The sequence below is a fragment of the Nitrogeniibacter aestuarii genome (assembly GCF_017309585.1).
GTDB classification, from domain to species: domain Bacteria; phylum Pseudomonadota; class Gammaproteobacteria; order Burkholderiales; family Rhodocyclaceae; genus Nitrogeniibacter; species Nitrogeniibacter aestuarii.
Genome location: NZ_CP071321.1, coordinates 4,083,084 through 4,107,492, shown reverse-complemented (window position 1 = coordinate 4,107,492; position 24,409 = coordinate 4,083,084). Strand labels below are relative to the sequence as shown.

The following is a 24,409-nucleotide window of genomic DNA, read 5'->3' as shown; positions in this document are numbered from 1 at the left end:
GTCACGCCTTGCATTCATAATTATGGATAAAGTATTATTCACGCCTGACCGGGTCAAGTTTCCGTGCGGTATCCAGAAGTGAAGGGCACGAGGATCAGCGTCGCTGCGGATCTCGTGGAGAGGGAGGGATGCAACACGGAGCGTCGACGGCCGCCCGCGCAGGTGTCGCGGGCGGCGCAGTCGCCGCCGGTCTATAACAATACTCAATGCGGAGCCTTGAAGCTGTTCCTGTGAGGATGTGCTTCAGGCCCCGTTTGCATTTTCGGTGGTGACGGTACGTGAGAGGCCGCGCCCCACAGACACGACAGATGATGAGTGAGGGAAACATGTCCAAGGCTCCTGAGTTGCCCCAGGTTTCGCTTGAAGAATGGCAGAAGGCTGCCGCCAAGCACGCCCCCGGCAACGATCTTGCTGGCTATAACTGGGTGACGCCGGAGGGCATCACCGTCAAGCCGCTCTATACGGCCGAAGACACCAAGGATCTGCCTTACGCCAACACCTTGCCGGGCTTCGAACCCTTTCTGCGAGGCCCGCAGGCGACCATGTACGCCGGGCGTCCGTGGACCATCCGCCAGTACGCCGGTTTTTCCACCGCCGAAGCCTCCAATGCGTTCTATCGCAAGGCGCTGGCCGCCGGTGGTCAGGGCGTGTCGGTGGCCTTCGATCTGGCCACGCACCGCGGTTATGACTCGGACAATCCGCGCGTCACGGGTGACGTGGGCAAGGCCGGTGTGGCCATCGACTCGGTCGAGGACATGAAGATCCTGTTCGACGGCATTCCGCTCGACAAGATTTCCGTCTCCATGACCATGAACGGCGCGGTGCTGCCGATCCTGGCCGGCTACGTGGTGGCGGCAGAGGAACAGGGCGTGTCGCAGGAGAAGCTCTCCGGGACCATCCAGAACGACATCCTCAAGGAGTTCATGGTCCGCAACACCTATATCTATCCGCCCGAGCCGTCCATGAAGATCATCGCGGACATCTTCGAGTACACCTCGACGCACATGCCGCGCTTCAACTCCATTTCCATCTCCGGGTACCACATCCAGGAGGCGGGGGCGAACCAGGCCATCGAACTGGCCTTCACGCTGGCCGACGGCCTCGAATACGTGCGCACCGGCATCAAGGCCGGCATGGATGTGGATACCTTCGCTGGCCGACTGTCCTTCTTCTGGGCGGTGGGCATGAACTTCTACCTCGAGATCGCCAAGATGCGTGCCGCGCGTCTGCTGTGGTGGCGGATCATGAAGCAGTTCAACCCGAAATCGCAGAAGTCGATGATGCTGCGCACCCACTCGCAGACCTCGGGCTGGTCGCTCACCGAGCAGGATCCGTACAACAACGTGATCCGCACCACCATCGAGGCCATGGCGGCCGTGTTCGGCGGCACCCAGTCGCTGCACACCAACGCCCTGGACGAGGCCATTGCGCTGCCGACCGAGTTCTCGGCGCGCATCGCCCGTAACACCCAGATCGTCATCCAGGAAGAGACCCACATCTGTAACGTGGTCGACCCCTGGGCCGGTTCCTACATGATGGAAAAGCTCACCCAGGACATGGCCGACACCGCCTGGGCGCTCATCGAGGAAATCGAGGACATGGGCGGCATGACCAAGGCGGTCGAGTCCGGCTGGGCCAAGATGAAGGTCGAGGAGTGCGCTGCCGAGAAGCAGGCGCGCATCGATTCGGGCAAGGACGTGATCGTTGGCGTGAACAAGTACAAGCTCGCCAAGGAAGACCCGATCGAGATTCTCGACATCGACAACCATGCCGTGCGCGAAGCGCAGATCGCACGCATCAACACCATCCGCGAGACCCGTGATCAGTCGGCCGTCGATGCGGCCCTGGCGGCGCTGACCCGGTGTGCCAAGACCGGCGAGGGCAACCTGCTGGACCTGGCCATCAACGCCATCCGTCTGCGTGCCACCGTGGGCGAGGTGTCCGACGCGCTCGAATCCGAGTGGGGTCGCTACCGCGCCAATCCGCAGGCCGTATCCGGCGTGTATGCTTCGGTCGTGGAAGACACCGAAGACTGGAAGACCCTCAAGGCCGACATCGATGCGTTCATCGCCGAAGAAGGCCGTCGCCCGCGCATCATGATCGCCAAGCTCGGTCAGGATGGTCACGATCGTGGCGCCAAGGTGGTCGCATCTGCGTTTGCCGACCTGGGCTTCGATATCGACATCGGTCCGCTCTTCCAGACCCCGGAAGAAGCAGCACGCCATGCGGTGGAAAACGATGTGCACGCCGTCGGTTGCTCGTCGCTGGCCGCCGGCCACAAGACGCTGGTGCCGCAGGTGATCAACAGCCTCAAGGCGCAGGGTGCCGACGACATCATCGTGTTCGTGGGCGGCGTGATTCCCGCGCAGGACTACGACATGCTGGTCGAGGCGGGTACCAAGGGCATCTTCGGACCGGGCACCCCGATTCCGAAAGCCGCCCGTGAAGTGCTGGCCGCCATCCGCGCAGCGCGCAAAACCGCATAATCAGGCAGGATGACGCTGGCACGTTTCGCGACGTGCCAGCCCGCCATTCCGACGCCATGAATATGCCGCACGATCCCATCGAACTGCCCGCCACCGACCAGCTGCTGGTCGATGGCGTGCTGGCACAGCAGCTTCGGCCGCTGGCCCGCACCATCACGCTCATCGAATCGCTCCGCCCGGACCATCGTGCCCGCGCCCGCCGTGTGCTCGAGGCCCTGCTGCCTCACAGCGGCAAGGCCATGCGCGTCGGCATCTCGGGTGTGCCGGGGGTGGGCAAGTCGACCTTCATCGAAGCGCTCGGCCTGTATCTGATCGAGCAGGGCCTCAAGGTCGCGGTGCTGGCGGTGGATCCGTCGTCCAGCGTGACCGGCGGCTCCATCCTCGGCGACAAGACGCGCATGGAATTGCTCTCGCAACGTACCGAGGCCTTCATCCGCCCCAGCCCGTCCGCGGGCAGTCTTGGGGGCGTGGCGAGCAAGACGCGCGAGACCATGATGGTGTGCGAGGCCGCGGGCTTCGACGTGATCATCGTCGAGACCGTGGGCGTGGGCCAGTCCGAGACGGCCGTGGCCGGCATGACCGACATCTTCTGCCTGCTGCAGCTGCCCAACGCGGGCGACGATCTGCAGGCGATCAAGAAAGGGATCATGGAGCTGGCCGACCTGATCGTGGTGAACAAGGCCGACATCGATCCGCGCCTGGCCACGCTGGCCAAGAGCCAGATCAAGTCGGCGCTCAACATGCTGCGTCATACGTCGCCCAACTGGTTGCCGCCGGTGCTGACCCTGTCGGCGCTCAAGAAGGATGGCATCGAACAGTTCTGGGGCGAGATCGAACGCTACCGGGAAACCATGCAGGCCTCGGGCGAATTCGAGGCCAAGCGCCGCGACCAGGCGCAGCACTGGATGTGGGAGCTGATCGACAGCGGTCTGCGCGAGCGCTTCCGCGAGAACACCTCGGTCAAGCACGAGCTGCCGGGCCTGCAGCAGGCGGTCGCCGAAGGGCTGACAACGCCGGCCGCCGCGGCGCACAAGCTACTGAAATATTTGAGTGAAGAACACTGAGGCGAGGGGCATCCCCCCGAGCTGAATGACGATTTCCTAGACGGAGAAAAACCCATGCAAGAAATCATCCGCCAACTGGAGGAGAAGCGCGAAAAGGCCCGCCTGGGTGGTGGCCAGAAGCGCATCGATGCCCAGCACGCCAAGGGCAAGCTGACGGCCCGCGAGCGTATCGAACTGCTGCTCGACGACGGCAGCTTCGAAGAGTGGGACATGTTCAAGGAGCATCGCTGCACCGACTTCGGCATGGACAAGAGCCATGTGCCGGGTGATGGCGTGGTGATCGGTTACGGCACCATCAACGGCCGTCTGGTGTTCGTGTTCTCGCAGGACTTCACCGTGTTTGGCGGCTCCCTGTCCGAAACCCACGCGGAAAAGATCTGCAAGGTGATGGACCAGGCCATGAAGGTCGGCGCCCCGGTGATCGGCCTCAACGATTCGGGCGGTGCCCGCATCCAGGAAGGCGTGGCCTCGCTTGGCGGTTACGCCGACGTGTTCCAGCGCAATGTGATGGCCTCCGGCGTGGTGCCGCAGATTTCCCTGATCATGGGCCCCTGCGCCGGTGGCGCGGTGTACAGCCCGGCCATGACCGATTTCATCTGCATGGTGAAAGACTCTTCCTACATGTTCGTGACCGGTCCCGAAGTGGTCAAGACCGTGACCCACGAGGAAGTCACCGCCGAAGAACTGGGCGGCGCCGTGACCCACACCAGCAAGTCCGGCGTGGCCGACCTGGCCTTTGAAAACGACGTCGAAGCGCTGATGGTCATCCGCCGGATGATGAGCTACATCCCGTCGAGCAACCGCGAGAAGCCGCCGGTGGTGCCCTGCGAGGATCCGGCCGACCGTCTCGACCACTCCCTCGACACCCTGGTGCCGGCCAATCCGAACCAGCCGTACGACATGAAGGAAGCGATCGTGAAGATCGTGGATGACGGCGAGTTCTTCGAACTGCAGCCCGACTACGCCAAGAACATCATCATCGGCTTTGCCCGCATGGAAGGTTCCACCGTGGGCATCGTGGCCAACCAGCCGCTGGTGCTGGCCGGTTGCCTGGACATCAAGAGCTCCATCAAGGCAGCGCGCTTCGTGCGTTTCTGCGACGCTTTCAACATTCCGGTGGTGACGTTGGTGGATGTGCCGGGCTTCATGCCGGGCACCAGTCAGGAATACGGCGGCATCATCAAGCACGGTGCCAAGCTGCTCTACGCCTACGCCGAGTGCACCGTGCCCAAGGTCACCATCATCACCCGCAAGGCCTATGGTGGTGCCTACGACGTGATGAGCTCCAAGCACCTGCGCGGTGACGTGAACCTGGCGTGGCCGACCGCCGAAATCGCGGTGATGGGCCCGAAAGGTGCGGTGGAGATCATCTTCCGCGAGGAAAAGAACGACCCGGAGAAGATCGCCGAGCGCGAGGCCGAGTACAAGGCCAAGTTCGCCAACCCGTTCGTGGCCGGCGCCCGTGGCTTCATCGACGACGTGATCATGCCCAAGGAAACCCGCAAGCGCGTGTGCCGCTCGCTGGCCATGCTGCGTGACAAGGAAGTCGAAAATCCGTGGCGCAAGCACGGCAACATCCCGCTCTGATCGGCCGCGAAAGGAAAGCATCCAATGTTCAAGAAGATTCTGATTGCCAACCGCGGTGACCAGCCGCAACGCGGCGCAGCGACGAAGTCAAATTGCCTTGCATGCGCAGCGTGCTCAGGCGATTTCACCGCGGAGATCCGATATGTTTAAGAAAATTCTGATTGCCAACCGCGGTGAAATTGCCTGCCGCGTGATCAAGACGGCCCGCAAGATGGGTATCGCCACCGTGGCCGTGCACTCAGAGGCCGACAGCGAAGCGCTGTTTGTCGAGATGGCCGACGAGGCCGTGTGCATCGGCCCGGCGCCGTCCGCCCAGTCCTATCTGGTCATCGACAAGATCATCGACGCCTGCAAGCAGACCGGCGCCGAAGCGGTGCACCCGGGCTACGGCTTCCTGTCCGAAAACGCCGAGTTTTCCCGTCGTCTGGAAGCGGAAGGGATCAAGTTCATCGGGCCGAAGCACTACTCGGTCGCCAAGATGGGCGACAAGATCGAGTCCAAGAAGCTGGCCATCGAGGCCCAGGTGAACACCATCCCCGGCTACAACGATGCCATTTCCGGTCCGGACGAAGCGGTCGAGATCGCCAAGGGCATCGGCTACCCGGTGATGATCAAGGCCTCCGCCGGTGGTGGCGGTAAAGGCCTGCGCGTGGCCTTCAACGACAAGGAGGCGCACGAAGGCTTTTCCTCGTGCGTGAATGAAGCGCGCAACTCCTTCGGCGACGATCGCGTGTTCATCGAGAAGTACGTGCTCGAGCCGCGCCACATCGAGATCCAGGTGCTGGGCGATTCGCATGGCAACTATGTGTATCTCAACGAGCGCGACTGCTCCATCCAGCGCCGTCACCAGAAGGTCATCGAAGAGGCGCCGAGCCCCTTCGTCGATCCCGAGATGCGCAAGGCCATGGGCGAGCAGGCCGTCGCGCTGGCGCGTGCGGTAAATTACGAGTCCGCCGGTACGGTGGAATTCGTGGTCTCCGGTGCGACCAAGGAGTTCTACTTCCTGGAGATGAACACCCGTCTGCAGGTGGAGCACCCTGTCACCGAACTGATCACCGGGCTCGACCTGGTCGAGCAGATGATCCGCGTGGCCTACGGCGAGACGCTGCCACTGACGCAGGACGACGTGAAGATCAACGGCTGGTCCATGGAGTGCCGGATCAACGCCGAAGACCCGTTCCGCGGCTTCCTGCCCTCGACCGGTCGTCTGGTCAAATTCCAGGCGCCCGCGGAAGGCGATGGTGTGCGTGTCGATACCGGCGTCTTCGAAGGCGGCGAGATCTCCATGTTCTACGACTCGATGATTGCCAAGCTCATCGTGCATGGCACCGATCGCGCCGACGCCATCCGCCGCATGCGCGATGCGCTCAACGGCTTCGTGATCCGCGGCATCAGCTCCAACATTCCTTTCCAGGCGGCGCTGCTGCAGCACACTGTATTCTGCTCAGGCAACTTCAACACCGGCTTCATCGCCGAGCAGTACCCGGACGGCTTCGACGCCTCCATGGTGCCGCACGACGATCCGGCGCTGCTGGCCGCAGTCGCCACGTTCGCGCGCATGCGCTACATCGGCCGGGTGGTGAACATTTCCGGCCAGATGCCGGGGCACGGCCGCAAGGTGGTGCACGATCTTGTCGTGCTCATGGCCGGCGAGAAATACGCTGTGTCGGTGGATCCGATTCCGGGCGGCATGCGCATCACTCATGCCGACAAGGTCTACGAGATCGTCTCCGACTGGACCTTCCGCGATCTGCTGTTCAGCGGTACGGTCAACGGCATGCCGGTGTGCCTGCAGATCGAGCGACGCAATCTGAAGTTCCTCATTTCGCACTTCGGCCTGCAGGTCGAGGCCATGGTGTTGTCGGAAACCGCTGCTGAGCTTCAGGCACTGATGCCCGAGAAGCTCCCGCCCGACCTGTCCAAGTTCCTGCTTTCGCCCATGCCGGGCCTGCTGCGCGAAGTGGCCGTCAAGGAAGGGCAGGAAGTGAAGGCGGGTGAGAAGCTGGCCGTGATCGAGGCCATGAAGATGGAGAACGTGCTCAAGGCCGACTCCGATTGCGTGGTCAAGAAAGTGGTTGCTGCAGCCGGCGCGAGCCTGAGCGTTGACGAGATCATCGTGGAGTTCGAATAGATTCTGGCGGATCGGGGGGCTTGCCCCCCATGATTTAGAGGACGATAGGGAGGGAGACCCGCCACACAAGAGGGTGGGGCCTTGTCGGACCCCGAAGGCTCGCACTGTGTGCGGGCCTTTTTTTTGAGCCATCGCTGCGAATGTGACCGCTCTATTACTTTCGACTAATAAAATAATTTGCCAAAAATTGTTTTGTGCAATAACATTGGCGGGCTTGAATCGCGGCATAAGATGGCCGTGATGCTCACCCCGGCAGTTGCCTGCGCAATCTCAATCAAGTGCGCCCACCATTTCCGGCACTGCCCGTATCAACTCGGCGAGACTCACGCATGCGATTCGCACGCGGGGCCCCGCTGACGCCGCCCGCAGCCGGATTGCCGTGGCGGCCCAGCCGTTAAGGAGACATGCTTATGCCTCAGCAGGCTCAGAAACCGTTGCAGCAGTGGCCGCTTCACGCCCTGGATGGTGGTTACGAGAACGTGCCATTCAAGGTCTTCACCCAGCGCGATCTGGACAGGATCGAACCGCTGCAGACACTGCCCGAAGCCATGCGCTTCGAGATGAAGGTGGTCTCGACCGTGTTGCCGTTCCGTGTCAATCAGTATGTGATCGATGAGCTGATCGACTGGAACAACATCCCGGCAGACCCGATCTTTCAACTGACCTTCCCGCAGCGTGGCATGCTCACTCCCGAGCACTACGACCGCGTGGCCAAACTCCTGAAGGATGATGCCGACAAGGCGCTCATCAATGAGGTCGTGCACGAGATTCGCCACGAGCTCAATCCCCATCCGGCGGACCAGATGGAGATGAACATGCCGCGTGACGAGGAGGGCAACCGCCTCGACGGCATTCAGCACAAGTATCGTGAAACCGTGCTGTTCTTCCCGAGTCAGGGCCAGACCTGTCATGCCTACTGCACCTTCTGCTTCCGCTGGGCGCAGTTCGTGGGTGACAAGGAGCTGCGCATTGCCGCCTCCGAAGCGAGCAACCTGCACAACTACCTGAAGCGTCACACCGAGGTGACCGACCTGCTGTTCACCGGCGGCGATCCCATGGTGATGAAGACCAAACACCTCAAGGCCTACCTTGAGCCGCTGCTGGAGCCGGAGTTCGACCACATCCAGACCATCCGCATCGGCACCAAGGCGCTGACCTTCTGGCCGCACCGCTTCCTCGGGGCGGAAGATGCGGGCGAACTCATCGACCTGCTCAAGAGGATGGTCCGTGCCGGCAAGCATGTGGCCGTGATGGCGCACTACAACCACTGGAAAGAACTGGATACCGAAGCGGCCCGCGAGGCGATTCGCTCCATCCGCTCCACCGGCGCTCAGATCCGCGCGCAAGGCCCGCTGATCGCCAACATCAACGACGATCCGGACGTGTGGGCCAAGATGTGGAAGATGCAGGTCAAGCTCGGCATCATCCCGTACTACATGTTCGTCGAGCGCGATACCGGTGCCCGTGGCTACTTCGAAGTGCCGCTCGAGCGTGCCTGGGAGATCTACCGCAAGGCCATGCAGCAGGTGTCGGGTCTGGCTCGTACCGCGCGGGGGCCGTCCATGTCCGCCAGCCCGGGCAAGGTCGAGATCCAGGGCGTGACCGAAATCAATGGCGAGAAAGTCTTCGCCCTGCGCTTCATCCAGGGCCGCAATCCGGACTGGGTCCAGCGCCCGTTCTTTGCCAAGTACAACCCCGAGGCCACCTGGCTGCATCATCTCGAGCCCGCGTTCGGCGAAGAGAAGTTCTTCTTCGAGGATGAATACGAGGAGCTCCGTGAGGGCAAACTGGCGGCCGTTCAGGACTGATCGAACACCGCGGTTGGAATGAGGAAAACGCCACCTTGCCAGGTGGCGTTTTCTTTTGTCGTGATCGCTTGATCCCTCGGCGGTGTTACAGCATGCAAGTTTCTCCGCGAGGGCTGACGGTTTTTTGCCTCAGACGTGCCAGAATCCGGGTGAGGCCAGAGATGAAGGAGACATGCCGTGCGATTCGATAACGGACGTCAAAGCAGCAACGTTGAGGACCGCCGAGGCAGCCGTGGTGGTGGCATGCGCGTCGGGCGCGGCAAGATCGGTATCGGCACCATCGTGCTGGCCCTGGTGGCCATGTACTTTGGCGTGGACCCGAGTGTGGTGCTCAATTCCGGTGGTGGTGGGAGCATGGTCAGCAACGAGCCGGCCCGGGAAATTCCCGCTGACGACAGTCAGGCCAAGTTCATCTCCATGGTGCTGGCCGACACCGAAGACACCTGGAGCGCCATTTTCGAACAAGGCGGCAGTCGCTATCGCGAGCCCACACTGGTCCTGTTCTCGGGTGCCACACGCACCGCCTGCGGGGTCGGACAGGCGGCGATGGGGCCGTTCTACTGCCCGGCGGACCAGAAGGTGTACATCGACCTGTCGTTCTACGATGAATTGCGCACCCGCTTCCGCGCGCCGGGTGATTTTGCCCAGGCCTATGTCATCGCTCACGAAGTGGGTCACCATGTGCAGAATCTGCTGGGCATCTCCGACAAGGTGCAGTCGGCGCGTCAGCGCATGAGTGAGGCGGACGCCAACCAGCTCTCGGTGCGGCTCGAACTGCAGGCAGATTGTTTCTCGGGTGTGTGGGCGCATCATGCCGACCGGGCGCGTCAGGTGCTCGAAGCCGGTGATGTGGAAGAAGCGCTCACGGCAGCCGCCGCCATTGGCGATGATCGCCTGCAGAAACAGTCGCAGGGCTATGCCGTGCCCGACAGTTTCACCCATGGCTCATCGGCTCAGCGCGTGCGCTGGTTCAAGACCGGTCTGCAGAGTGGTTCACTCAAGTCCTGCGATACCTTCAACACCCGCAATCTGTAAGCCACTCGGTCGCAGGAGGCCGCGTAGGAAGCGGCTGACACCCGAAACAAGCCCGCGCCGACAGGTGGCGGGCTTTTTTGTCTCTAGCATGTTGTCATCGCCCAGGCGCTTTGCCGGTGGCTTTCGGAGACAACTGCATGCTCGCTGCGCCCTATCGTCGATTCCACCTGCGCGGCCTGATCGCCGTGTGGATGATGGCGCTGACCTTGATCGTGGTGGATGGCGCCTACGGACAGACGGCCGAGAGTGCCGACCCGGTGCAGGCGCCTGCCATTGCGCTGAGTCACGATGGCGCCCAGGACAAGCGTATTGCCGCCCGCATCGACGAGATCTTCGGGGCGCTTGGCGGGCTCGATCAGGTCGAGGTGTCGGTGACAGAGGGCGTGGTCACGCTGTCTGGCCAAGTCAATGCGATTGCGGATGAGCAGCGAGCACTGGCGCTGGCCGGCCAGATCGAGGGCGTTGTCGAAACCATCAACAAGCTGGACGTCAATCAGGCGCTGGGTGCGCGCATCAACGCCACCTGGGATCAGCTTGCCGCGCTTGTCGAACGCGGGATTGGCGCGCTGCCGCTGATCGTCACCGCGGGTGTCGTGGTCGTGGCGTTTTTCTTTCTCTCCCGCTGGGTCGGGCGCCAGCAGACCCTGTTCCGACGTCTCATCAGGAATCCGTTCGTGGCCACGCTTGCCGCGCAGTTCGCCCAACTGGGCGTGCTTGTGCTCGGTTTGGTGCTCGCACTGGTACTGCTTGATGCCACGGCCATCATCGGCACCCTGCTCGGTGCGGCCGGTATTCTCGGTCTGGCGCTGGGCTTTGCGGTGAAGGACACGGTGGAGAACTACATCTCCAGTCTGCTGTTGAGCCTGCGCAATCCCTTCGAGATGAACGATCTGGTCAATGTGGACGGTCACGAAGGGACGGTGGCGCGCATGACCACACGGGCCACCGTGCTCATATCGGCCGATGGCAATCACATCCGTATTCCGAATGCAGCGGTATTCAAGGCGGTCATCACCAACTACACCCGGCACCCCGAGCGACGTTTCAGCTTCGAGATCGGGGTCGATACCGACCTGGATCTGCTCGAAGCCCAGTCGGTGGCGCTCACGACACTCGAAGCCATGAAAGGCGTGCTGGACGATCCGGCGCCCATGGTGGTGGTCGAGGCCATCGGCGATTCGAACGTGGTGCTCGGCGTCTTCGGCTGGGTCGATCAGCGCGAATACAGCTTCGTGAAAGTGCGCTCTGAGGCCATCCGCAACGTCAAACAGGCCTTCGACGATGCCGACATCGTCATGCCGGAGCCCATCTACAAGCTGCGGCTGGTCAATGCGGACGCGGCTACCGCCTTGACCACCTCGACGGCTGCCGCCGAGCGGCCATCGCCCGAGACACCGGCGCCACCCAGCCGCCCGGCCAACAAGCGCAGCGACATGCAGGACGTGACGGCGGACCGCACCATCGAGTCTCGCGTCGAGGCCGATGCGCGCCGCCATGAAGAAGAGAACCTGCTGGACCCCGCCGCCCCTGCGGAGTTGTAAGCCATGGACGAAGAACTCAGAAAACTCGATCGACTCGCCTGGTGGATGGACGCCGCCTTCAAGGTGCCGGGCACGAAGTGGCGTGTGGGGCTCGATGGCCTGATCGGCCTCATCCCCGGTATTGGTGACCTGATCGCTGGCGGTGCGTCGGCGTGGATCGTGGCCCATGCCGTGCGTCTCGGATTGCCCTGGCATGTGGTGATCCGCATGGCAGGCAACGTGGCGCTCGAATCACTGGTGGGGACGATTCCGGTGATTGGTGACCTGTTCGACATGGGCTACAAGGCCAATCAACGCAATGTGGCGATCATGCGCGAGGCCATCGAAGCCGGCGCAATCGGCACGCCAAGATCCTTTCCGACATCGGCACGCCGTGGTGCCGCCGTGGTTGCCGTGGGCCTGCTGGTGCTCGCGGCAATCGTTGTGGGCCTCGTGGCCCTGGGGCTGGCGCTGGTGATCGGTGCCCTGGGCCTCTTTGCCTGACCAGACACCCAAGGAGAATACGCATGTGCATTTTCGACGACCTGCGCAAGGACCACGATTTCCAGCGCGAACTGGCCAACGCCCTGATCCACACCCATACCGATGCCGGCACGCGCATGGAAGTCTTCTCGCGCCTCAAGCGCGAACTCACCGCCCATGTCTATGCCGAGGCCGAGTATCTGCATCACGCGCTGCTCACCAACGACCTCACGCGTGAGGCCTCGTTCGGCAGCCTCTCGGACCACCGCGCCCTGCTCATGCTGATCGACATGCTCGAGGAGACCGAATACGAGTCCACGCGCTGGTTGGCGATCGCGCGCACCTTGCACCATCGTCTGCATTTTCATCTGGCCGAGGAAGAGCACCAGCTGTTCAGCCTGGCCAGCCACGTGCTCGATGACAATAAACGGGCCGAGATCGCCATGCGCTATCGCCAGCAGATGACCCACGGTGTGATGTCTGCGCCCGTGAACTGATTGACTCGATTTCAGAAGGACGACTGACATGAACATTTTCGAAGCCCTGCGCGAGGACCACGACACCCAGCGTGAACTGGCCGATGCGCTGATCCAGACCCATGGCGACAGCGACAAGCGCGACGCGCTGTTCACCCGGCTCAAGAACGAGCTGTCGGCGCATGCTGATGCCGAAGAGCGCCACTTCTACGTGCCGCTCATGCAACACGACCTGACCCAGGAGAAGTCGCGCCATAGCGTGGCGGAGCATCACGAGCTGGATGAACTGGTCGAGATGCTTGAAACGACCGATGCCAGTTCGCCGGCCTGGCTCGTGACGGCCAAGAAGCTGCATCACAAGGTGTTCCACCACCTGGCCGAGGAAGAACACGAGGTCTTCCAGCTCGCGGGCAAGGCGCTCAGCGAGACGCAGAAAGAAAGCCTTGCCGGTGCCTACCGGCAAGAAATGAACAAGCGCATCGAAACCGCCTGATCATCGCAGCCGCGCTGTGCACAAGGCGCCCTCGGGGCGCCTTTTCTTTTCATGCTTTTCGGATGTCATGGGCTGGGCATGTGTCTGTCCTAAAGTTTTGTCCATGTCTTCCGTAAGAAAAATGGCAGGCCGCGTGGCGTTCGGGACGTCGCTAAAACGTGAGCACTGCCAGCCCGGAACAACCGGGCAGCACAGACGCCTCTGGTGTGCGTGACTCGGAGAGGAGTGACGACACGCCGGATTTCGGGGCGCAAAAAAATCCAGATACAAGACAACTCGGGTAGCAGACATCGGGCATTGATCCTGCGCGTGCATCAGCCTTCGTGCGCGCAGGAAGCATGCTGTGGTCTGTTGCGCCGTCACGACGGCGTGGCTCAGCAGAGGAAGGAGATGACAGGACATGGCGATCGACATCGGACGTCAGCGCTTTTTTTCGGGTTTCAAGATTTCGTACCGCATTGCGTACATTGCGGTGTTTTCCATCGTGCTCTACCTGATCGCGGCGGTCATTGGCTGGATGGGCCTGCGCGAGGCGAGTGACTCGTTGCGCACGGTCTATGAAGACCGGGCCGTGCCCATGCAGGAACTGGCCCAGATCGACGCCAACATCCGTGAGGACAGCGTCAATATTCTGTTCGCGTTCGAGAACGCACCGGGTCGGCCGGCCTCGGGTCTCATGGACGATTCGGTCACCTCGTTGACCGAGGCTGTTCGAGGGAATCAGAAACGCTTTGCCGAGCTGTGGGCGTCGTATATGTCCACTGCGCACACAGACGACGAAAGGACCTTGATCAAGGCCTTTCTCGACGCGCATGAGGCGTGGCAGAGCCGCCTTCAGGAAACGCTCGCCAAAATCGAAGCGCGCAAGATGAACGACACGGCCATGCTCATCAACTTCCTCTATTCGGTGCGCGAAGAGCGTCAGGTGACGCTGGACGCCATGGGCAAGCTCATGGCCTACCAGGCCGAGGTGGCGCAGCATGAATATCAGGCGGCCGAACACCGCTACGAGGTGAGCAAGACGCTGCTCATGGTGTTCTTTGTGGTCGGCGCCGTGCTGGTGGGTATCCCGGCGCTGCTGACGCTGCGGTACATCACCACGAGTCTGCGCAAGGCTGGCGACGCGGCGTCTGCCATTGCCGACGGTGACCTGGTCACGCAGATCCCCGTGGCGGGCTCGGACGAAATCGGCCAGCTCATGGCCAGGCTCGCCACCATGCGCAGCGGCCTCAATCAGCTGGTGACCGCCATTCGCGGCAATGTGGAAGCGCTGAGCCAGCAGGCCGAAGCGCTCTCGAGTGCGGCGGACACAAGTGCATCCGCCATCGAAGACCAGTCCCGCGCCGCATCGAGCATGGCGGCGGCGGTCGAACAGCTGTCGTCGTCCATCGATCAGGTGGGTGACAACGCCCGTGAAGCCCACAGCGTGAGCCGCAGTTCGAGTGCCGAAGCGGCCGAGGGCGGCCGCATCATTCACGAAACTGCCACCGAGATGGAAGGGGTGGCCCGGGCCGTGAACAACACCGCCGGCACCATCCGCGAACTCGAGCAGTTTTCGGCGCAGATCTCCGGCATCGTGCAGGTCATCAAAGAGATCTCCGACCAGACCAATCTGCTGGCCCTCAACGCCGCCATCGAGGCTGCGCGCGCGGGTGAACAGGGGCGTGGTTTTGCGGTGGTGGCCGATGAGGTGCGCAAGCTCGCCGAGCGCACCAGCGCCTCAACCCTGGAAATCTCCGGCGTCATCGACCAGATCCAGGAAGGCACCCAGGGGGCCGTGCGTGAAATGGAGGCTGGCGTTGCGCGGGTCAGTGAAGGCGTGCAGGTGGCCAACCGGGCGGGACATTCGGTCACCGCCCTGCGCGGTCACGCCGACCGGGCCGCGTCCGTGGTGGAAATGATCTCGCAGGCCCTGGAGGAGCAGACCGCGGCTGCCCGTGATGTGGCCCGCAAGGTCGATACCATCGCGCACAGTACGGAAGCCAACAACCGCACGGTCCAGAAAACCGCAGAGTCCGCGCGTGAGCTGGCGAAGCTGTCGACCGAGCTGTCAGGCCTGGCCGGGCGATTCCGCGTGGCTTGAAGGCAGGTCGGTGCGAATGGACAGGGCGCCCTTCCGGGCGCCTTGTTTCATGCGCTGCGCGGCGGCGGCAGCATACGCAGACAAAACGCGCTGCCGGCCGCTGCCGTGGCCAGCAGCGTGACGCCCAGCCAGCCAAAACGGTCGAGCAGCAGGCTGCCGATCGCCGAGCCCAGCGACATGCCGATGAACATGCCACCGAGCAGGATGGCGTTGAGTCGTGCCCGGGCCTCGGGCGCAATACCGTAGACGATGGTCTGGTGCGCGATCAGGGTGCCTTGTAGGCCAAGATCGAAGCCCAGGGTCGCCACCGCAAGCACCACCAGTTGAGGCGTCGGGGCCAGCCACACGCCGGCGCACATGAGCGCGAACGACACAGTGGTGACGGCGGTGCCCACCCGCGTCACCGCCTGTGGCCCGTGCCGGTCGGCCAGATGGCCTGCAATCGGGGCGATCAGTGCGCCCGCCGCTCCGGCCAGCCCGAAAGCCCCGGCGACCGCGCTGCCCATCTCGAAGGGTTCGGCATGCAGCATGACCGCCAGGGTGGACCAGAACGCACTGAAAGCCACCGACAGCAGCCCCTGTGCCAGCGCCGCACGGCGCAGCGCACTGTGTTCGCGGATCAGCGCCAGCAAAGAGCGCATCAAGGCGCCATAGCTGAGGGTGGTGGTCGGCGCCACATGGGGCAGGGTGCGCCAGATCACGGCCCCCGTCAGCGCCATGCTCACCGCCGCCAGGACAAACACGCTGCGCCAGCCGAACTGCTCGGCGAACAGCCCGCTGAACACTCGCGACAGCAAAATGCCCATCAGCAACCCGGTCATCACCGTACCCACAATGCGCCCGCGCTGAGTGTCGTGGGCCAGCGTGGCGGCGGTGGGCACGATGTCCTGCGCGAGCGTGGCCGTGAGCCCGATGGCGAAGCTAGCGATCAGCAGGGCAGACAGATGGGAAGACAGCCCGAAGGCGAGCAGCGACGCGGTCAGCAGAATGGCCTTGATGAGGATGATGACGCGTCGGTCATGGCGGTCCCCGAGGGGTGCCAGAAAGATGATGCCCAGCGCGTAGCCCAGCTGGGTGAGGGTGGGGATGTAGCCCACTGTCTGCGCGCTCAGCCCCAGCTCTGCCGTGAGGACGCCGAGCAGCGGTTGCGCATAGTAGAGACAGGCGACACCCAGACCGGTGGCCGTGGCCATGATCAGCACGAGTCGGTGGGAGAGCGGGTGCTGCGCAGGGGGCGTGCCGATGGGGGGGTGAGGGGCGTCCGTGTCGCAGGTGCTTGAGTGTGCTGAGGTCATGAAAGCCGGGGGGCGGAAATGTGTTCCGGGCGATTTTCGTGCCTTGTTGCCCGTTGCGGTAGTAGCCAAAAGCGTAAGGCTTTTATACGCTGGTTGTATATAGAGGCTGGCGGGATGGATCGTGAGTGAAAACAAAGGGCGTGCCCCACTTGCCGCCGCAGCGGCAAACACCGGCACCCATGGCGGGCGCATCGAACTGGTCAGCACCTTCGTGCGCATTGTCGAAGCGGGGAGCCTGACCGCCGCTGCGGAGCAACTGCAGACCACCCAGCCCACCGTCAGTCGTCGATTGAAAGCGCTTGAACAGACGCTCGGGGTGCGCCTGATTCACCGTTCGACGCACCGCATGCGCCTGACCGAAGACGGCGAGCGCTGCTACCGGCGTGCGCGCGAACTCATCGACAACTGGGAAGCCTTCGAGAGCGAGCTGCTCGGCGCTCATGAATCCCCCGAAGGCGTGCTGCGGGTGATCGCACCCCACGCCTTCGGGCAAGATCGTCTCGTCGAACCGCTGGCCCGCTATCTGAACGCCTACCCCAACATGCGGGTGGAGTGGCTGCTGCACGACGACCGCGCCATCGACAGCTTCATCGCCGCCGGCATCGATTGCGCCATCCGGGTGGGTGAAGTGACCGACCCTGAACTGGTGTCGATCCGCATCTCCGAAGTACCCCGCATCGTGGTGGCCGCCCCCGACTTGCTCAACGATCGCCCCATGCCGGCCACCCCCGCGGATCTGGCCACCTTGCCCTGGCTCGCGCTGCGCAGCTTCTAACGGACTGAAGTGACGCTGCATCACGCCGGCGATGGTGCCTCGCACGCGGTGAGTTTCCGCCCCCGGGTGTCCACCGACAGCCTCTACGCCCTGCGCAGCGCCTGCCTGCACGGCCTGGGTGTGTGCGTCGGATCGAGCTGGGTGTTTGCCAACGACCTGGCCAGCGGCCGGCTGGTGCAGCTGCTCCCCGGATGGGCAGCGGAGCCCTCACCGGTGAGTCTGGTGTATCGCTATGCCCGCTATTACCCGGCGCGTTTGAAGCTGTTCATCGACATGTTCCGTGAGGCCTTGCCGGAGGTGGTATCGGTCTGAGTCGGGTCTTCGTCAGCGGGCGAGCAGCCGTCGGTTTTCATGCCACCGTGATGCGCCGACGTAAGGTTGGCCTGCTTGAGCCGGTTCTCATTAAGCATCGATGAACAGGATGCGTGGGGATTACGGTGAGCATAGTTGGAATGGTATTCATCGCGGGCTTGCTTCTGGCATACGCCAATGGTGCGAACGATAACTTCAAGGGGGTCGCGACGCTGTTCGGTAGCGGCACCGCCCGGTACCGGGGCTCGCTTGTTTGGGCAACGGTGACGACGCTGGCCGGATCGGCGGTTGCCCTTGTGCTGGCGAATGGTCTTTTGGCGGCGTTCTCGGGTAAAGGGCTGGTCCCGCCCGGCGTGATCGCCTCCCCTGCATTTCCGGCGTCGGTCGGGCTGGCTGCGGGTGGCACGGTCCTGCTGGCAACGCGACTCGGCTTCCCGATTTCAACGACGCATGCCCTCATTGGCGGGCTGGTGGGAGCCGGCCTGGTGGCCGCAGGCGATCTGCTGAATCTCGGCAGCCTCACGGACAAGTTTCTGGTGCCGCTTCTGGTCAGTCCGTTGCTCGCCATGGCGCTGGCCGTGACCCTCTATCCGCTCGTGCGGCGCGCTCGGCGCCGCCTGGGGGTGACCCACGAAACCTGCGTCTGTGTGGGTCAGGACGTTGTTGCCACGCTGCCGGGAAATCCCGGGGCAGCGGCCGCGTTGCAATCCGTCAGCCTGACGCTGGATGAAAGCGCGAACTGCAAGGTGCGCTATCAGGGGGCCGTGATGGGGATTTCGGTAGGGCGTCTCCTCGATGGACTGCATTACCTGAGCGCTGGCGCAGTGTGCTTTGCTCGCGGCCTCAACGACACCCCCAAGATTGCTGCGCTGCTTCTCGCAGGTGGCACCATCGATGCCGACATGGCCTTGATTGCGGTGGGCGTCCTCATGGCCGTGGGAGGGTTGATCAGTGCGCGTCGTGTCGCCGAAAAGATGTCCCACGACATCGCCGAGATCAACCCGGGGCAGGGGCTGACGGCCAACCTGATTACCTCTAGCCTGGTCATTTTCGCCTCGAAGCTGGGGGTTCCCGTTTCCACCACACACGTTTCCTGCAGTGCGCTGTTCGGGATCGGTGCCAGTACGCACCGTGCACATTGGGGTGTCATCGGCCAGATCGCGCTCGCATGGTTGATCACGCTGCCCACCGGGGCCTTGCTGGGTGCCGGCGCGATGGCCGTACTCGGGCGCTGACGTCGTCTCGGTCGTGTGTTCGATCAATGTAAAGGGCTCCCGAGGGAGCCCTTGTCGTTCAGCGAACGCGGCTGAAGATGTCGTGTGCGGCTCGGTCAGCCCGCCAGTTTCGAAAGCGAGCCCACCATCTCGGGCAGTGCCTGAATCTGCTTGATCAGCAAGCGTTGCCGGGACACGGTCCGACCGGCCGCCTCCGGGAGCCCGGATTCCGTTTCGCTGCACCTGGGCGACGACACCACCGGACGAAACGAATCGAGGGCGGCCCAGAGAGAATGTGAGAGCATGCGGCGATCGAAAAAGCAGGGCAGGCAGGCGTTGTCGGAAGCGAGCTGTGTGGGAGAGCGATCGGTGAAATGGTTACAGATGGTTGGCGTGTTGCTTTGCGCGCCACTTACCCCGCTCATGGGGCATGCGGGTGACGCCGAGGGGGCTGTCGGATGCAAAGCAGGCGCAGGCGCGGAGCAATCCGAACCGCGAGCCTTCGGTCGATATGTCCTTCATGGTGCTATCGTTTTCGATCAGGACACGCAACTGACCTGGCAGCGCTGTAGCGTCGGGCAGCGCTGGGACAACGCTAGGGGGTGCGTTGGCGACGTGAGGTTTTTCAGTTTTGACGAGGCCCAGGAGCAGGGCGGCGGCCAATGGAGAGTCCCGACCAAGGAAGAGCTGGGGAGTCTGGTCGATCAAGCGCGCGTGGAAGCCAAGCGCACCCCGACCATTGACCCGGTAGCGTTCCCGAATCTGGACAAAATCAACTACGGGTATTGGAGCAGTACGCCGTCTGATGCCTCGCAAGGGTGGTATGTCGGCTTCAACGCGGGTGATCTCGAGTTCAGCCACCGCTATCGCGGCTATCTGTTTGCGGTGCGGCTGGTGTGTGGTGAACCGTGAGCGGGACCGGGTCGGGCAAAGTGCGCCGGTGGCTCCGGCACAGCGCGATGGATTGACCGTTTCCCCCGGAAGCGGTTGCGCGCCATCCGGGTGATGGAGCGCATCTCCTCCGTCTGACATGGCCGGAAGTTGTCGCGCGAAAAGCGGCGACCCATGAAAAAGGGCTCCTCGATGGAGCCCTTTTTCATGGCATGTGATGTCACGACCGTGGACAGGTCATCCCGCCAGCTTCGCAAACGCATCCACCACCTCGGGTGGCGCCTGGACCAGCTCGATCAGCACGCCTTCACCGCCGACCGGAAACTCGTCATTGGCCTTGGGGTGCAGGAAGCAGATGTCGAAGCCCGCGGCGCCCTTGCGGATGCCACCCGGGGCGAAGCGTACGCCCTCGGCGGTGAGCCATTCGACGGCTGCGGGCAGGTCGTCAATCCACAGGCCCACGTGGTTGAGCGGGGTGGTGTGCACCGCAGGTTTCTTCTCCGGGTCGAGCGGTTGCATGAGATCCACTTCGACCTTGAATGGGCCGGTGCCCATGGCACAGATGTCTTCGTCCACGTTTTCGCGCTCGGAGACGAAGTTGCCGGTGATGTCGAGGCCGAGTTTGTCGACCCACAGGGTCTTGAGGCGGTCCTTGCTCGGGCCGCCGATGGCGATTTGCTGGATGCCGAGAACCTTGAAGGGGCGTTGGCTCATGGATGTCTCCGGGAAAATCAATAATCCATAATTATGAAATGACTGTCAGGGGATGTCGAGTCCTGTTTCAAGCGCGTGTGTTCAAGTGGCTGAGGCGTAGTGAGGGAGCGCCGAAGGCTTCGTCCGTCAATCAACGCCTCTTTGCTCAGCGCCGTTCCCGGCTGCAGGTTGATGGCTGGAGACTTCATGGGCGGGGAGGTCGCGCTCTGTCACTTCGCCCAAACGAATTGCGCCCGTCCTGATCGATGGCGAATGACCCTTTCGATGCTTCCGCCCGACCGATCAATCAGGCCCACTCGACGGTCGCCGTAAACAGATACCCCGCCCCATACACCGTCTTGATGAGTCGCGGGTTCTGGGGGTCGTCTTCGAGCTTGCGGCGCAGGCGCGAGACGCGCACGTCGACGCTGCGGTCGTAGGGGTCGATGTCGCGTTCGCCGATGAGTTGCTCGCGGGAGAGGATGCGGTTGGGGTTCTTGAGCAGGGCCTGCAGCATGCTCGCTTCGGTGGCGGAGACGCTCACCTCGTGGCCGTCGGGTGCGACCAGCATGTGGCGACCGATGTCGAACTGCCAGTCGGCGAAGCGGGCAATGCCCGGGGTGCTCCCGGACTCGGAGGCGCTGGTGCGCAGATAGCGGCGCAGGATGGAGCGCACCCGGGCCACCAGTTCGCGCGGCTCGAAGGGCTTGGCCAGGTAGTCGTCGGCGCCCAGCTCGAGCCCCAGCACCCGGTCCATCACGTCGTTGCGCCCGGTGAGGATGAGCACCGCGCACGGGGTCTGCTGTTGCAGCTGGCGGATGACTTCCATGCCGTCCATGTCGGGCAGGCCGAGATCGACGATGGCCAGGTCCGGCGCCTGACGTTTGGCCTGATCGAGGCCCCGGCGTCCGTTGGGGGCGAGTTCGGTGACAAAACCATAGCCGTCCAGGGACTGGGCGATGAGCCGGGCGATATCGGGCTCGTCTTCGACGATGAGGATGCGCGCTTGTGTCATACCGGAGATTCTACGTGGCTGAGCAACTGATCCAGCGTGCGCTCGAGCACGCTGCGGTCAAAGGGTTTGCGCAGGATGGGCACGTCCAGATCCTGCACTTCGGCGATGGCCTGGCCGCTGGCGTAGCCGGTGATGAGCAGCAGCGGCAGCTCGGGGCGCAGTTGTCGGGCGATCTGCACCAGTTCGCGCCCGCCGATGCCGCCGGGCATGACGGTGTCGGAGATGAGCAGGCCGATGTCGGGGACGTGTTCGAGCATGGTCTGCGCTTCGACGCCGTTGTCGGCTTCGACGACCGGGTACCCCAGCTCGGTCAGTTGAAGGCGGATCACCTTGCGCACCTCGGGGTCGTCTTCCACCAGCAGGACCGGGCATCGCACCGGTTTGCGGTCGCTACTGGCACGCGGCGGTTCGGGGGCAACCGGGGCGGGTGCTTCGGTGCGCGGCAGCACGAAGGTGACCGTGGTGCCCTTACCCGGGGTGCTGCGCACGCGGATGTTGCCGCCCGATTGACGCACAAAGCCATACACCATCGACAGGCCCAGCCCCGAGCCCTGACCGAAGGGCTTGGTGGTGACGAAGGGTTCGAACACCCGTGTCAGCAGCGCTTCTTCGATGCCGGTGCCGGTGTCGGCGACATCGATCTGCACATAGTGGCCCACCGGCAGTTCCACCAGTGCCGACTGGCTTTCCGGAATATGGCGTTCGCTGACCGTGATGCTCAGGGTGCCGCCGCCGGGCATGGCGTCGCGGGCGTTGATGGCCAGGTTGAGCAGTGCGTTTTCCAGCTGGTGGGGGTCGACCAGCGCATGCAGCGGCGCATTGGGCAACGTGGTGTGGATATGGATCGACTCGCTCAATGAGCGTTGCAGCAGATGGGTGAATTCCCGAATGCGCTTGCCCACGTCCACCGCCGTGGGTTCCAGGGTCTGGCGACGGGAGAATGTCAGCAGACGCCGGATCAGTTCGACGCCGCGCTCGGCAGCGCGCCGGGCGGGGTCGAGATAATCGGCGGCCACGAGCGGGTCGACCTGGGCGCGCGCCGCGTCCAGGTTGCCCATGATGATGGTGAGCAGGTTGTTGAAGTCATGTGCAAGCCCGCCGGTGAGCTGGCCGACCGCTTCCATTTTCTGCGCCTGCACCAGCGCCGCTTCGCTGGCTTTCTGCTCGGTAATGTCGATGGAGAGCACGAACAGGCCGATCACCTCGCCGTTCGGGTCCACATCCGGCACCACCACGCTGCGCGCATAGACCTGGCGGCCCTTGTCGCCGGTGCGCACGTATTCATAGCTGACCTGCTCGCCGGCTGCGGCGCGATCCACATGGGCGCGGATCTGTTCATACGCCTCGGCGCCGAACACCTGCGCGATGTTGCGCCCGATGAGGGCCTCCTTGTCCAGCCCGAACCAGTCGGCGTAGCCCTTGTTCACGAACTGATAGACCAGGCTGGCGTCGGTATAGGCCACCAGGGCGGGAATGGAGTCGACGATGGTCTGCAGGCGGGCCTCGCTGCGCCCGAGCGCGGCAGCGATGTCGTCGAGTTCGGTTTTGGCGGAGAGCAGCTCGGCGGTGCGCTCGCGCACCCGCGATTCGAGCAACACGTTCTGCTGCTGGATCAGTGTCTCGTAGCGGCGCTGTTCGGTCACATCCGTCCACAGCGAGACGAAGCCGAGGTTGGGGATCGGCACACCGCGAATCGCCAGCACCTTGCCATTGGGGCGGGTGCGTTCCACATAGTGGGGTTCGAAGGCATGCACCGAGGCCATGCGCTGGGCGATCTGCTGCTCGATGTTGCCCTCGCCATATTCGCCGCGCTCGGCATTGAAGCGCACGAAGGCCTCAAAGGGTGTGCCCACCTTCATGAGCGACTCGGGAAACTCCAGCAGTCGCACCATGGCACGGTTCCAGGTGACCAGCTTGGGCGTGGCGTCGAACACGGCAATGGCCTGGTCAAGCAGGTCCAACCCCGCCAGCAGCAGGTCGTAGCGACGCAGGTCTTCGGGCGAGCGGACCGGGGCGGGCGGAGCGTCGGGCAGTGGTGCGGGTTTTCGGGCCATGCCGAAATGTAACCGAAACGGGCGTGCGAACACATTGCGCGGTGCGTCAATCGGGCGTGCCGGGGCGGCCGCGCTTTCACACGGGGCAGGCCTGCGGCACACTGGCAAAGCGCAATCACCGGAACGCATCATGGATCTCGCTCACTGGAGGCGCACCCGCGACGGGGTGCTGATACCGCCGATCCTCTACGGGACCGCCTGGAAGAAGGCCGACACCGCCCGGCTGGTCAGCCGCGCCTTGGCGGCCGGCTTCTGCGGCATCGACACCGCCTGCCAACCGAAGCACTACCATGAGCCCGGCGTGGGGCAGGGCATTGCGGCGGCACCCCGTGCCGCCGACAGCCCACCGCTGTATGTCCAGACCAAGTTCACGCCGCCGTCGGGCCAGGACCCGGCAAACGTGCCGTACGCGCCGAACGCACCGATCGAGGCTCAGGTGGTCGCGTCCTTTTCGGTGTCTTGCGCGAATCTCGCCCCTGCGCGGCCGGATGCACTGATCCTGCATTCGCCCCTGCCCACGGCCGACGATACCTTGCGCGCCTGGCGGGCCATGGAACAGCTCCATCGGCAGGGCGAGGTGCGCTTGCTGGGGATCAGCAACTGCGACGACCTGACCCTGCTGCAGCATCTGGAGGCTCAGGCCGACATCAAGCCCTCGATCGTGCAGAACCGTTTTTATGCCAAATCGGGATACGACGTCGCGCTGCGTGCCTGGTGCGACACCCGCGGCATCATTTACGAGAGCTTCTGGACGCTGACCGCGAACACCCATGCCCTGGGGGCACTGGCGCTCGGTCGTATTGCCAGCCGCCATGGCTGCGAGCCCGCCCAGGTGCTGTTGCGGCATGTCACCCAGCTGGGGATCGTGCCGCTCACGGGCACCAGTGACGACGAGCACATGCGCGATGACTTGGCGATCTTCGGCTTCACGCTCGATGAGACCGAGATGCAGGCCGTCACGCACGCCCTGCGGGCGGGGTGAGCGGGTGCGGAC

At 63.5% G+C, this 24,409-nt stretch carries 19 protein-coding genes and 1 pseudogene; 15 read left to right on the top strand and 5 right to left on the bottom strand.

Translation table 11 applies throughout. The features are described 5' to 3' along the window. Nucleotides 1-326 precede the first annotated feature (326 nt). From scpA to J0W34_RS19025, 11 genes are all read left to right on the top strand, one after another. Nucleotides 327-2,486 (top strand): methylmalonyl-CoA mutase, encoded by a 2,160-nt coding sequence (scpA, locus tag J0W34_RS19075; protein ID WP_230969825.1) that lies wholly within the window; start codon nt 327-329, stop codon nt 2,484-2,486. Nucleotides 2,487-2,542: 56 nt separating this feature from the next. Beyond that, nucleotides 2,543-3,550, top strand: a complete 1,008-nt coding sequence (gene meaB, locus J0W34_RS19070) for a methylmalonyl Co-A mutase-associated GTPase MeaB (protein WP_407941109.1) — start codon at nt 2,543-2,545, stop codon at nt 3,548-3,550. A 54-nt stretch (nt 3,551-3,604) separates the two neighbouring features. Further along, nucleotides 3,605-5,137, top strand: a complete 1,533-nt coding sequence (locus J0W34_RS19065; protein WP_227816205.1) for an acyl-CoA carboxylase subunit beta — start codon at nt 3,605-3,607, stop codon at nt 5,135-5,137. A 142-nt stretch (nt 5,138-5,279) separates the two neighbouring features. Then, complete coding sequence (locus J0W34_RS19060) at nt 5,280-7,268, top strand: acetyl-CoA carboxylase biotin carboxylase subunit (RefSeq protein WP_230969824.1); 1,989 nt, start codon at nt 5,280-5,282, stop codon at nt 7,266-7,268. Nucleotides 7,269-7,678: 410 nt separating this feature from the next. After that, the gene (locus J0W34_RS19055) at nt 7,679-9,076 is read left to right on the top strand and encodes a KamA family radical SAM protein (RefSeq protein ID WP_227816207.1); all 1,398 of its coding nucleotides are present in this window, start codon (nt 7,679-7,681) and stop codon (nt 9,074-9,076) included. Between the two features lie 177 nt (nt 9,077-9,253). Beyond that, the gene (gene ypfJ / locus J0W34_RS19050; RefSeq protein WP_230969823.1) at nt 9,254-10,111 is read left to right on the top strand and encodes a KPN_02809 family neutral zinc metallopeptidase; all 858 of its coding nucleotides are present in this window, start codon (nt 9,254-9,256) and stop codon (nt 10,109-10,111) included. A gap of 137 nt (nt 10,112-10,248) precedes the next feature. Continuing rightward, nucleotides 10,249-11,652, top strand: coding sequence for a mechanosensitive ion channel family protein (locus J0W34_RS19045; RefSeq protein ID WP_230969822.1), 1,404 nt, complete (start codon nt 10,249-10,251; stop codon nt 11,650-11,652). A 3-nt stretch (nt 11,653-11,655) separates the two neighbouring features. After that, nucleotides 11,656-12,135: a DUF4112 domain-containing protein gene (locus tag J0W34_RS19040; RefSeq protein WP_227816210.1), complete on the top strand. Its 480-nt coding sequence runs from the start codon at nt 11,656-11,658 to the stop codon at nt 12,133-12,135. A gap of 23 nt (nt 12,136-12,158) precedes the next feature. After that, the gene (locus J0W34_RS19035) at nt 12,159-12,611 is read left to right on the top strand and encodes a hypothetical protein (RefSeq protein WP_230969821.1); all 453 of its coding nucleotides are present in this window, start codon (nt 12,159-12,161) and stop codon (nt 12,609-12,611) included. A 28-nt stretch (nt 12,612-12,639) separates the two neighbouring features. Beyond that, complete coding sequence (locus J0W34_RS19030; RefSeq protein WP_230969820.1) at nt 12,640-13,083, top strand: hemerythrin domain-containing protein; 444 nt, start codon at nt 12,640-12,642, stop codon at nt 13,081-13,083. A gap of 400 nt (nt 13,084-13,483) precedes the next feature. Continuing rightward, nucleotides 13,484-15,166 carry a methyl-accepting chemotaxis protein gene (locus J0W34_RS19025; protein ID WP_230969819.1) on the top strand — a complete coding sequence of 561 codons (1,683 nt, stop codon included), beginning with the start codon at nt 13,484-13,486 and terminating at the stop codon, nt 15,164-15,166. A 47-nt stretch (nt 15,167-15,213) separates the two neighbouring features. On the opposite strand, the gene J0W34_RS19020 is transcribed toward J0W34_RS19025, so the two are convergent. Then, the gene (locus tag J0W34_RS19020; RefSeq protein WP_230969818.1) at nt 15,214-16,461 is read right to left on the bottom strand and encodes an MFS transporter; all 1,248 of its coding nucleotides are present in this window, start codon (nt 16,459-16,461) and stop codon (nt 15,214-15,216) included. Between the two features lie 121 nt (nt 16,462-16,582). Between J0W34_RS19020 and J0W34_RS19015 the strand changes: the two are divergent. Together J0W34_RS19015 and J0W34_RS19010 are read left to right on the top strand one after the other, a co-directional pair. Further along, nucleotides 16,583-17,548: pseudogene (locus tag J0W34_RS19015) on the top strand (LysR family transcriptional regulator). A gap of 140 nt (nt 17,549-17,688) precedes the next feature. Next, a complete protein-coding gene (locus J0W34_RS19010; protein WP_230969817.1) occupies nt 17,689-18,783 on the top strand; it encodes an inorganic phosphate transporter in 1,095 nt (364 codons plus the stop codon). 95 nt (nt 18,784-18,878) lie between these two features. Here J0W34_RS19010 and J0W34_RS19005 read toward each other — a convergent pair whose 3' ends face one another. Next, the gene (locus J0W34_RS19005) at nt 18,879-19,067 is read right to left on the bottom strand and encodes a hypothetical protein (protein WP_230969816.1); all 189 of its coding nucleotides are present in this window, start codon (nt 19,065-19,067) and stop codon (nt 18,879-18,881) included. On the opposite strand from J0W34_RS19005, the gene J0W34_RS19000 reads away from it, so the two are divergent. Beyond that, nucleotides 19,066-19,674: an Lcl C-terminal domain-containing protein gene (locus tag J0W34_RS19000; protein WP_230969815.1), complete on the top strand. Its 609-nt coding sequence runs from the start codon at nt 19,066-19,068 to the stop codon at nt 19,672-19,674. The two genes, J0W34_RS19005 and J0W34_RS19000, sit on opposite strands and share 2 nt — an antisense overlap. Before the next feature lie 216 nt (nt 19,675-19,890). Here J0W34_RS19000 and J0W34_RS18995 read toward each other — a convergent pair whose 3' ends face one another. From J0W34_RS18995 to J0W34_RS18985, 3 genes are all read right to left on the bottom strand, one after another. Continuing rightward, on the bottom strand, nt 19,891-20,367 hold the full coding sequence (locus J0W34_RS18995; RefSeq protein ID WP_227816217.1) for a VOC family protein: 477 nt from the start codon (nt 20,365-20,367) through the stop codon (nt 19,891-19,893). 286 nt (nt 20,368-20,653) lie between these two features. Beyond that, a complete protein-coding gene (locus J0W34_RS18990; RefSeq protein ID WP_230969814.1) occupies nt 20,654-21,361 on the bottom strand; it encodes a response regulator transcription factor in 708 nt (235 codons plus the stop codon). After that, nucleotides 21,358-23,415: a PAS-domain containing protein gene (locus J0W34_RS18985; RefSeq protein ID WP_230969813.1), complete on the bottom strand. Its 2,058-nt coding sequence runs from the start codon at nt 23,413-23,415 to the stop codon at nt 21,358-21,360. Before J0W34_RS18985 ends, J0W34_RS18990 begins: the two co-directional genes overlap by 4 nt. Nucleotides 23,416-23,545: 130 nt before the next feature. On the opposite strand from J0W34_RS18985, the gene J0W34_RS18980 reads away from it, so the two are divergent. Further along, entirely contained in the window at nt 23,546-24,397 is an 852-nt protein-coding gene (locus tag J0W34_RS18980) for an aldo/keto reductase family protein (protein WP_230969812.1), read from the top strand. Nucleotides 24,398-24,409: the final 12 nt, after the last annotated feature.

Bases quoted from the DNA above. Each gene is read 5' to 3' on its own strand.
- scpA (WP_230969825.1), top strand. From the start codon at position 327: ATGTCCAAGGCTCCTGAGTTGCCCCAGGTTTCGCTTGAAGAATGGCAG.
- meaB (WP_407941109.1), top strand. From the start codon at position 2,543: ATGAATATGCCGCACGATCCCATCGAACTGCCCGCCACCGACCAGCTG.
- J0W34_RS19065 (WP_227816205.1), top strand. From the start codon at position 3,605: ATGCAAGAAATCATCCGCCAACTGGAGGAGAAGCGCGAAAAGGCCCGC.
- J0W34_RS19060 (WP_230969824.1), top strand. From the start codon at position 5,280: ATGTTTAAGAAAATTCTGATTGCCAACCGCGGTGAAATTGCCTGCCGC.
- J0W34_RS19055 (WP_227816207.1), top strand. From the start codon at position 7,679: ATGCCTCAGCAGGCTCAGAAACCGTTGCAGCAGTGGCCGCTTCACGCC.
- J0W34_RS19045 (WP_230969822.1), top strand. From the start codon at position 10,249: ATGCTCGCTGCGCCCTATCGTCGATTCCACCTGCGCGGCCTGATCGCC.
- J0W34_RS19040 (WP_227816210.1), top strand. From the start codon at position 11,656: ATGGACGAAGAACTCAGAAAACTCGATCGACTCGCCTGGTGGATGGAC.
- J0W34_RS19035 (WP_230969821.1), top strand. From the start codon at position 12,159: ATGTGCATTTTCGACGACCTGCGCAAGGACCACGATTTCCAGCGCGAA.
- J0W34_RS19030 (WP_230969820.1), top strand. From the start codon at position 12,640: ATGAACATTTTCGAAGCCCTGCGCGAGGACCACGACACCCAGCGTGAA.
- J0W34_RS19025 (WP_230969819.1), top strand. From the start codon at position 13,484: ATGGCGATCGACATCGGACGTCAGCGCTTTTTTTCGGGTTTCAAGATT.
- J0W34_RS19020 (WP_230969818.1), bottom strand. From the start codon at position 16,461: ATGACCTCAGCACACTCAAGCACCTGCGACACGGACGCCCCTCACCCC.
- J0W34_RS19010 (WP_230969817.1), top strand. From the start codon at position 17,689: ATGGTATTCATCGCGGGCTTGCTTCTGGCATACGCCAATGGTGCGAAC.
- J0W34_RS19000 (WP_230969815.1), top strand. From the start codon at position 19,066: ATGCGGCGATCGAAAAAGCAGGGCAGGCAGGCGTTGTCGGAAGCGAGC.
- J0W34_RS19005 (WP_230969816.1), bottom strand. From the start codon at position 19,067: ATGCTCTCACATTCTCTCTGGGCCGCCCTCGATTCGTTTCGTCCGGTG.
- J0W34_RS18995 (WP_227816217.1), bottom strand. From the start codon at position 20,367: ATGAGCCAACGCCCCTTCAAGGTTCTCGGCATCCAGCAAATCGCCATC.
- J0W34_RS18990 (WP_230969814.1), bottom strand. From the start codon at position 21,361: ATGACACAAGCGCGCATCCTCATCGTCGAAGACGAGCCCGATATCGCC.
- J0W34_RS18985 (WP_230969813.1), bottom strand. From the start codon at position 23,415: ATGGCCCGAAAACCCGCACCACTGCCCGACGCTCCGCCCGCCCCGGTC.
- J0W34_RS18980 (WP_230969812.1), top strand. From the start codon at position 23,546: ATGGATCTCGCTCACTGGAGGCGCACCCGCGACGGGGTGCTGATACCG.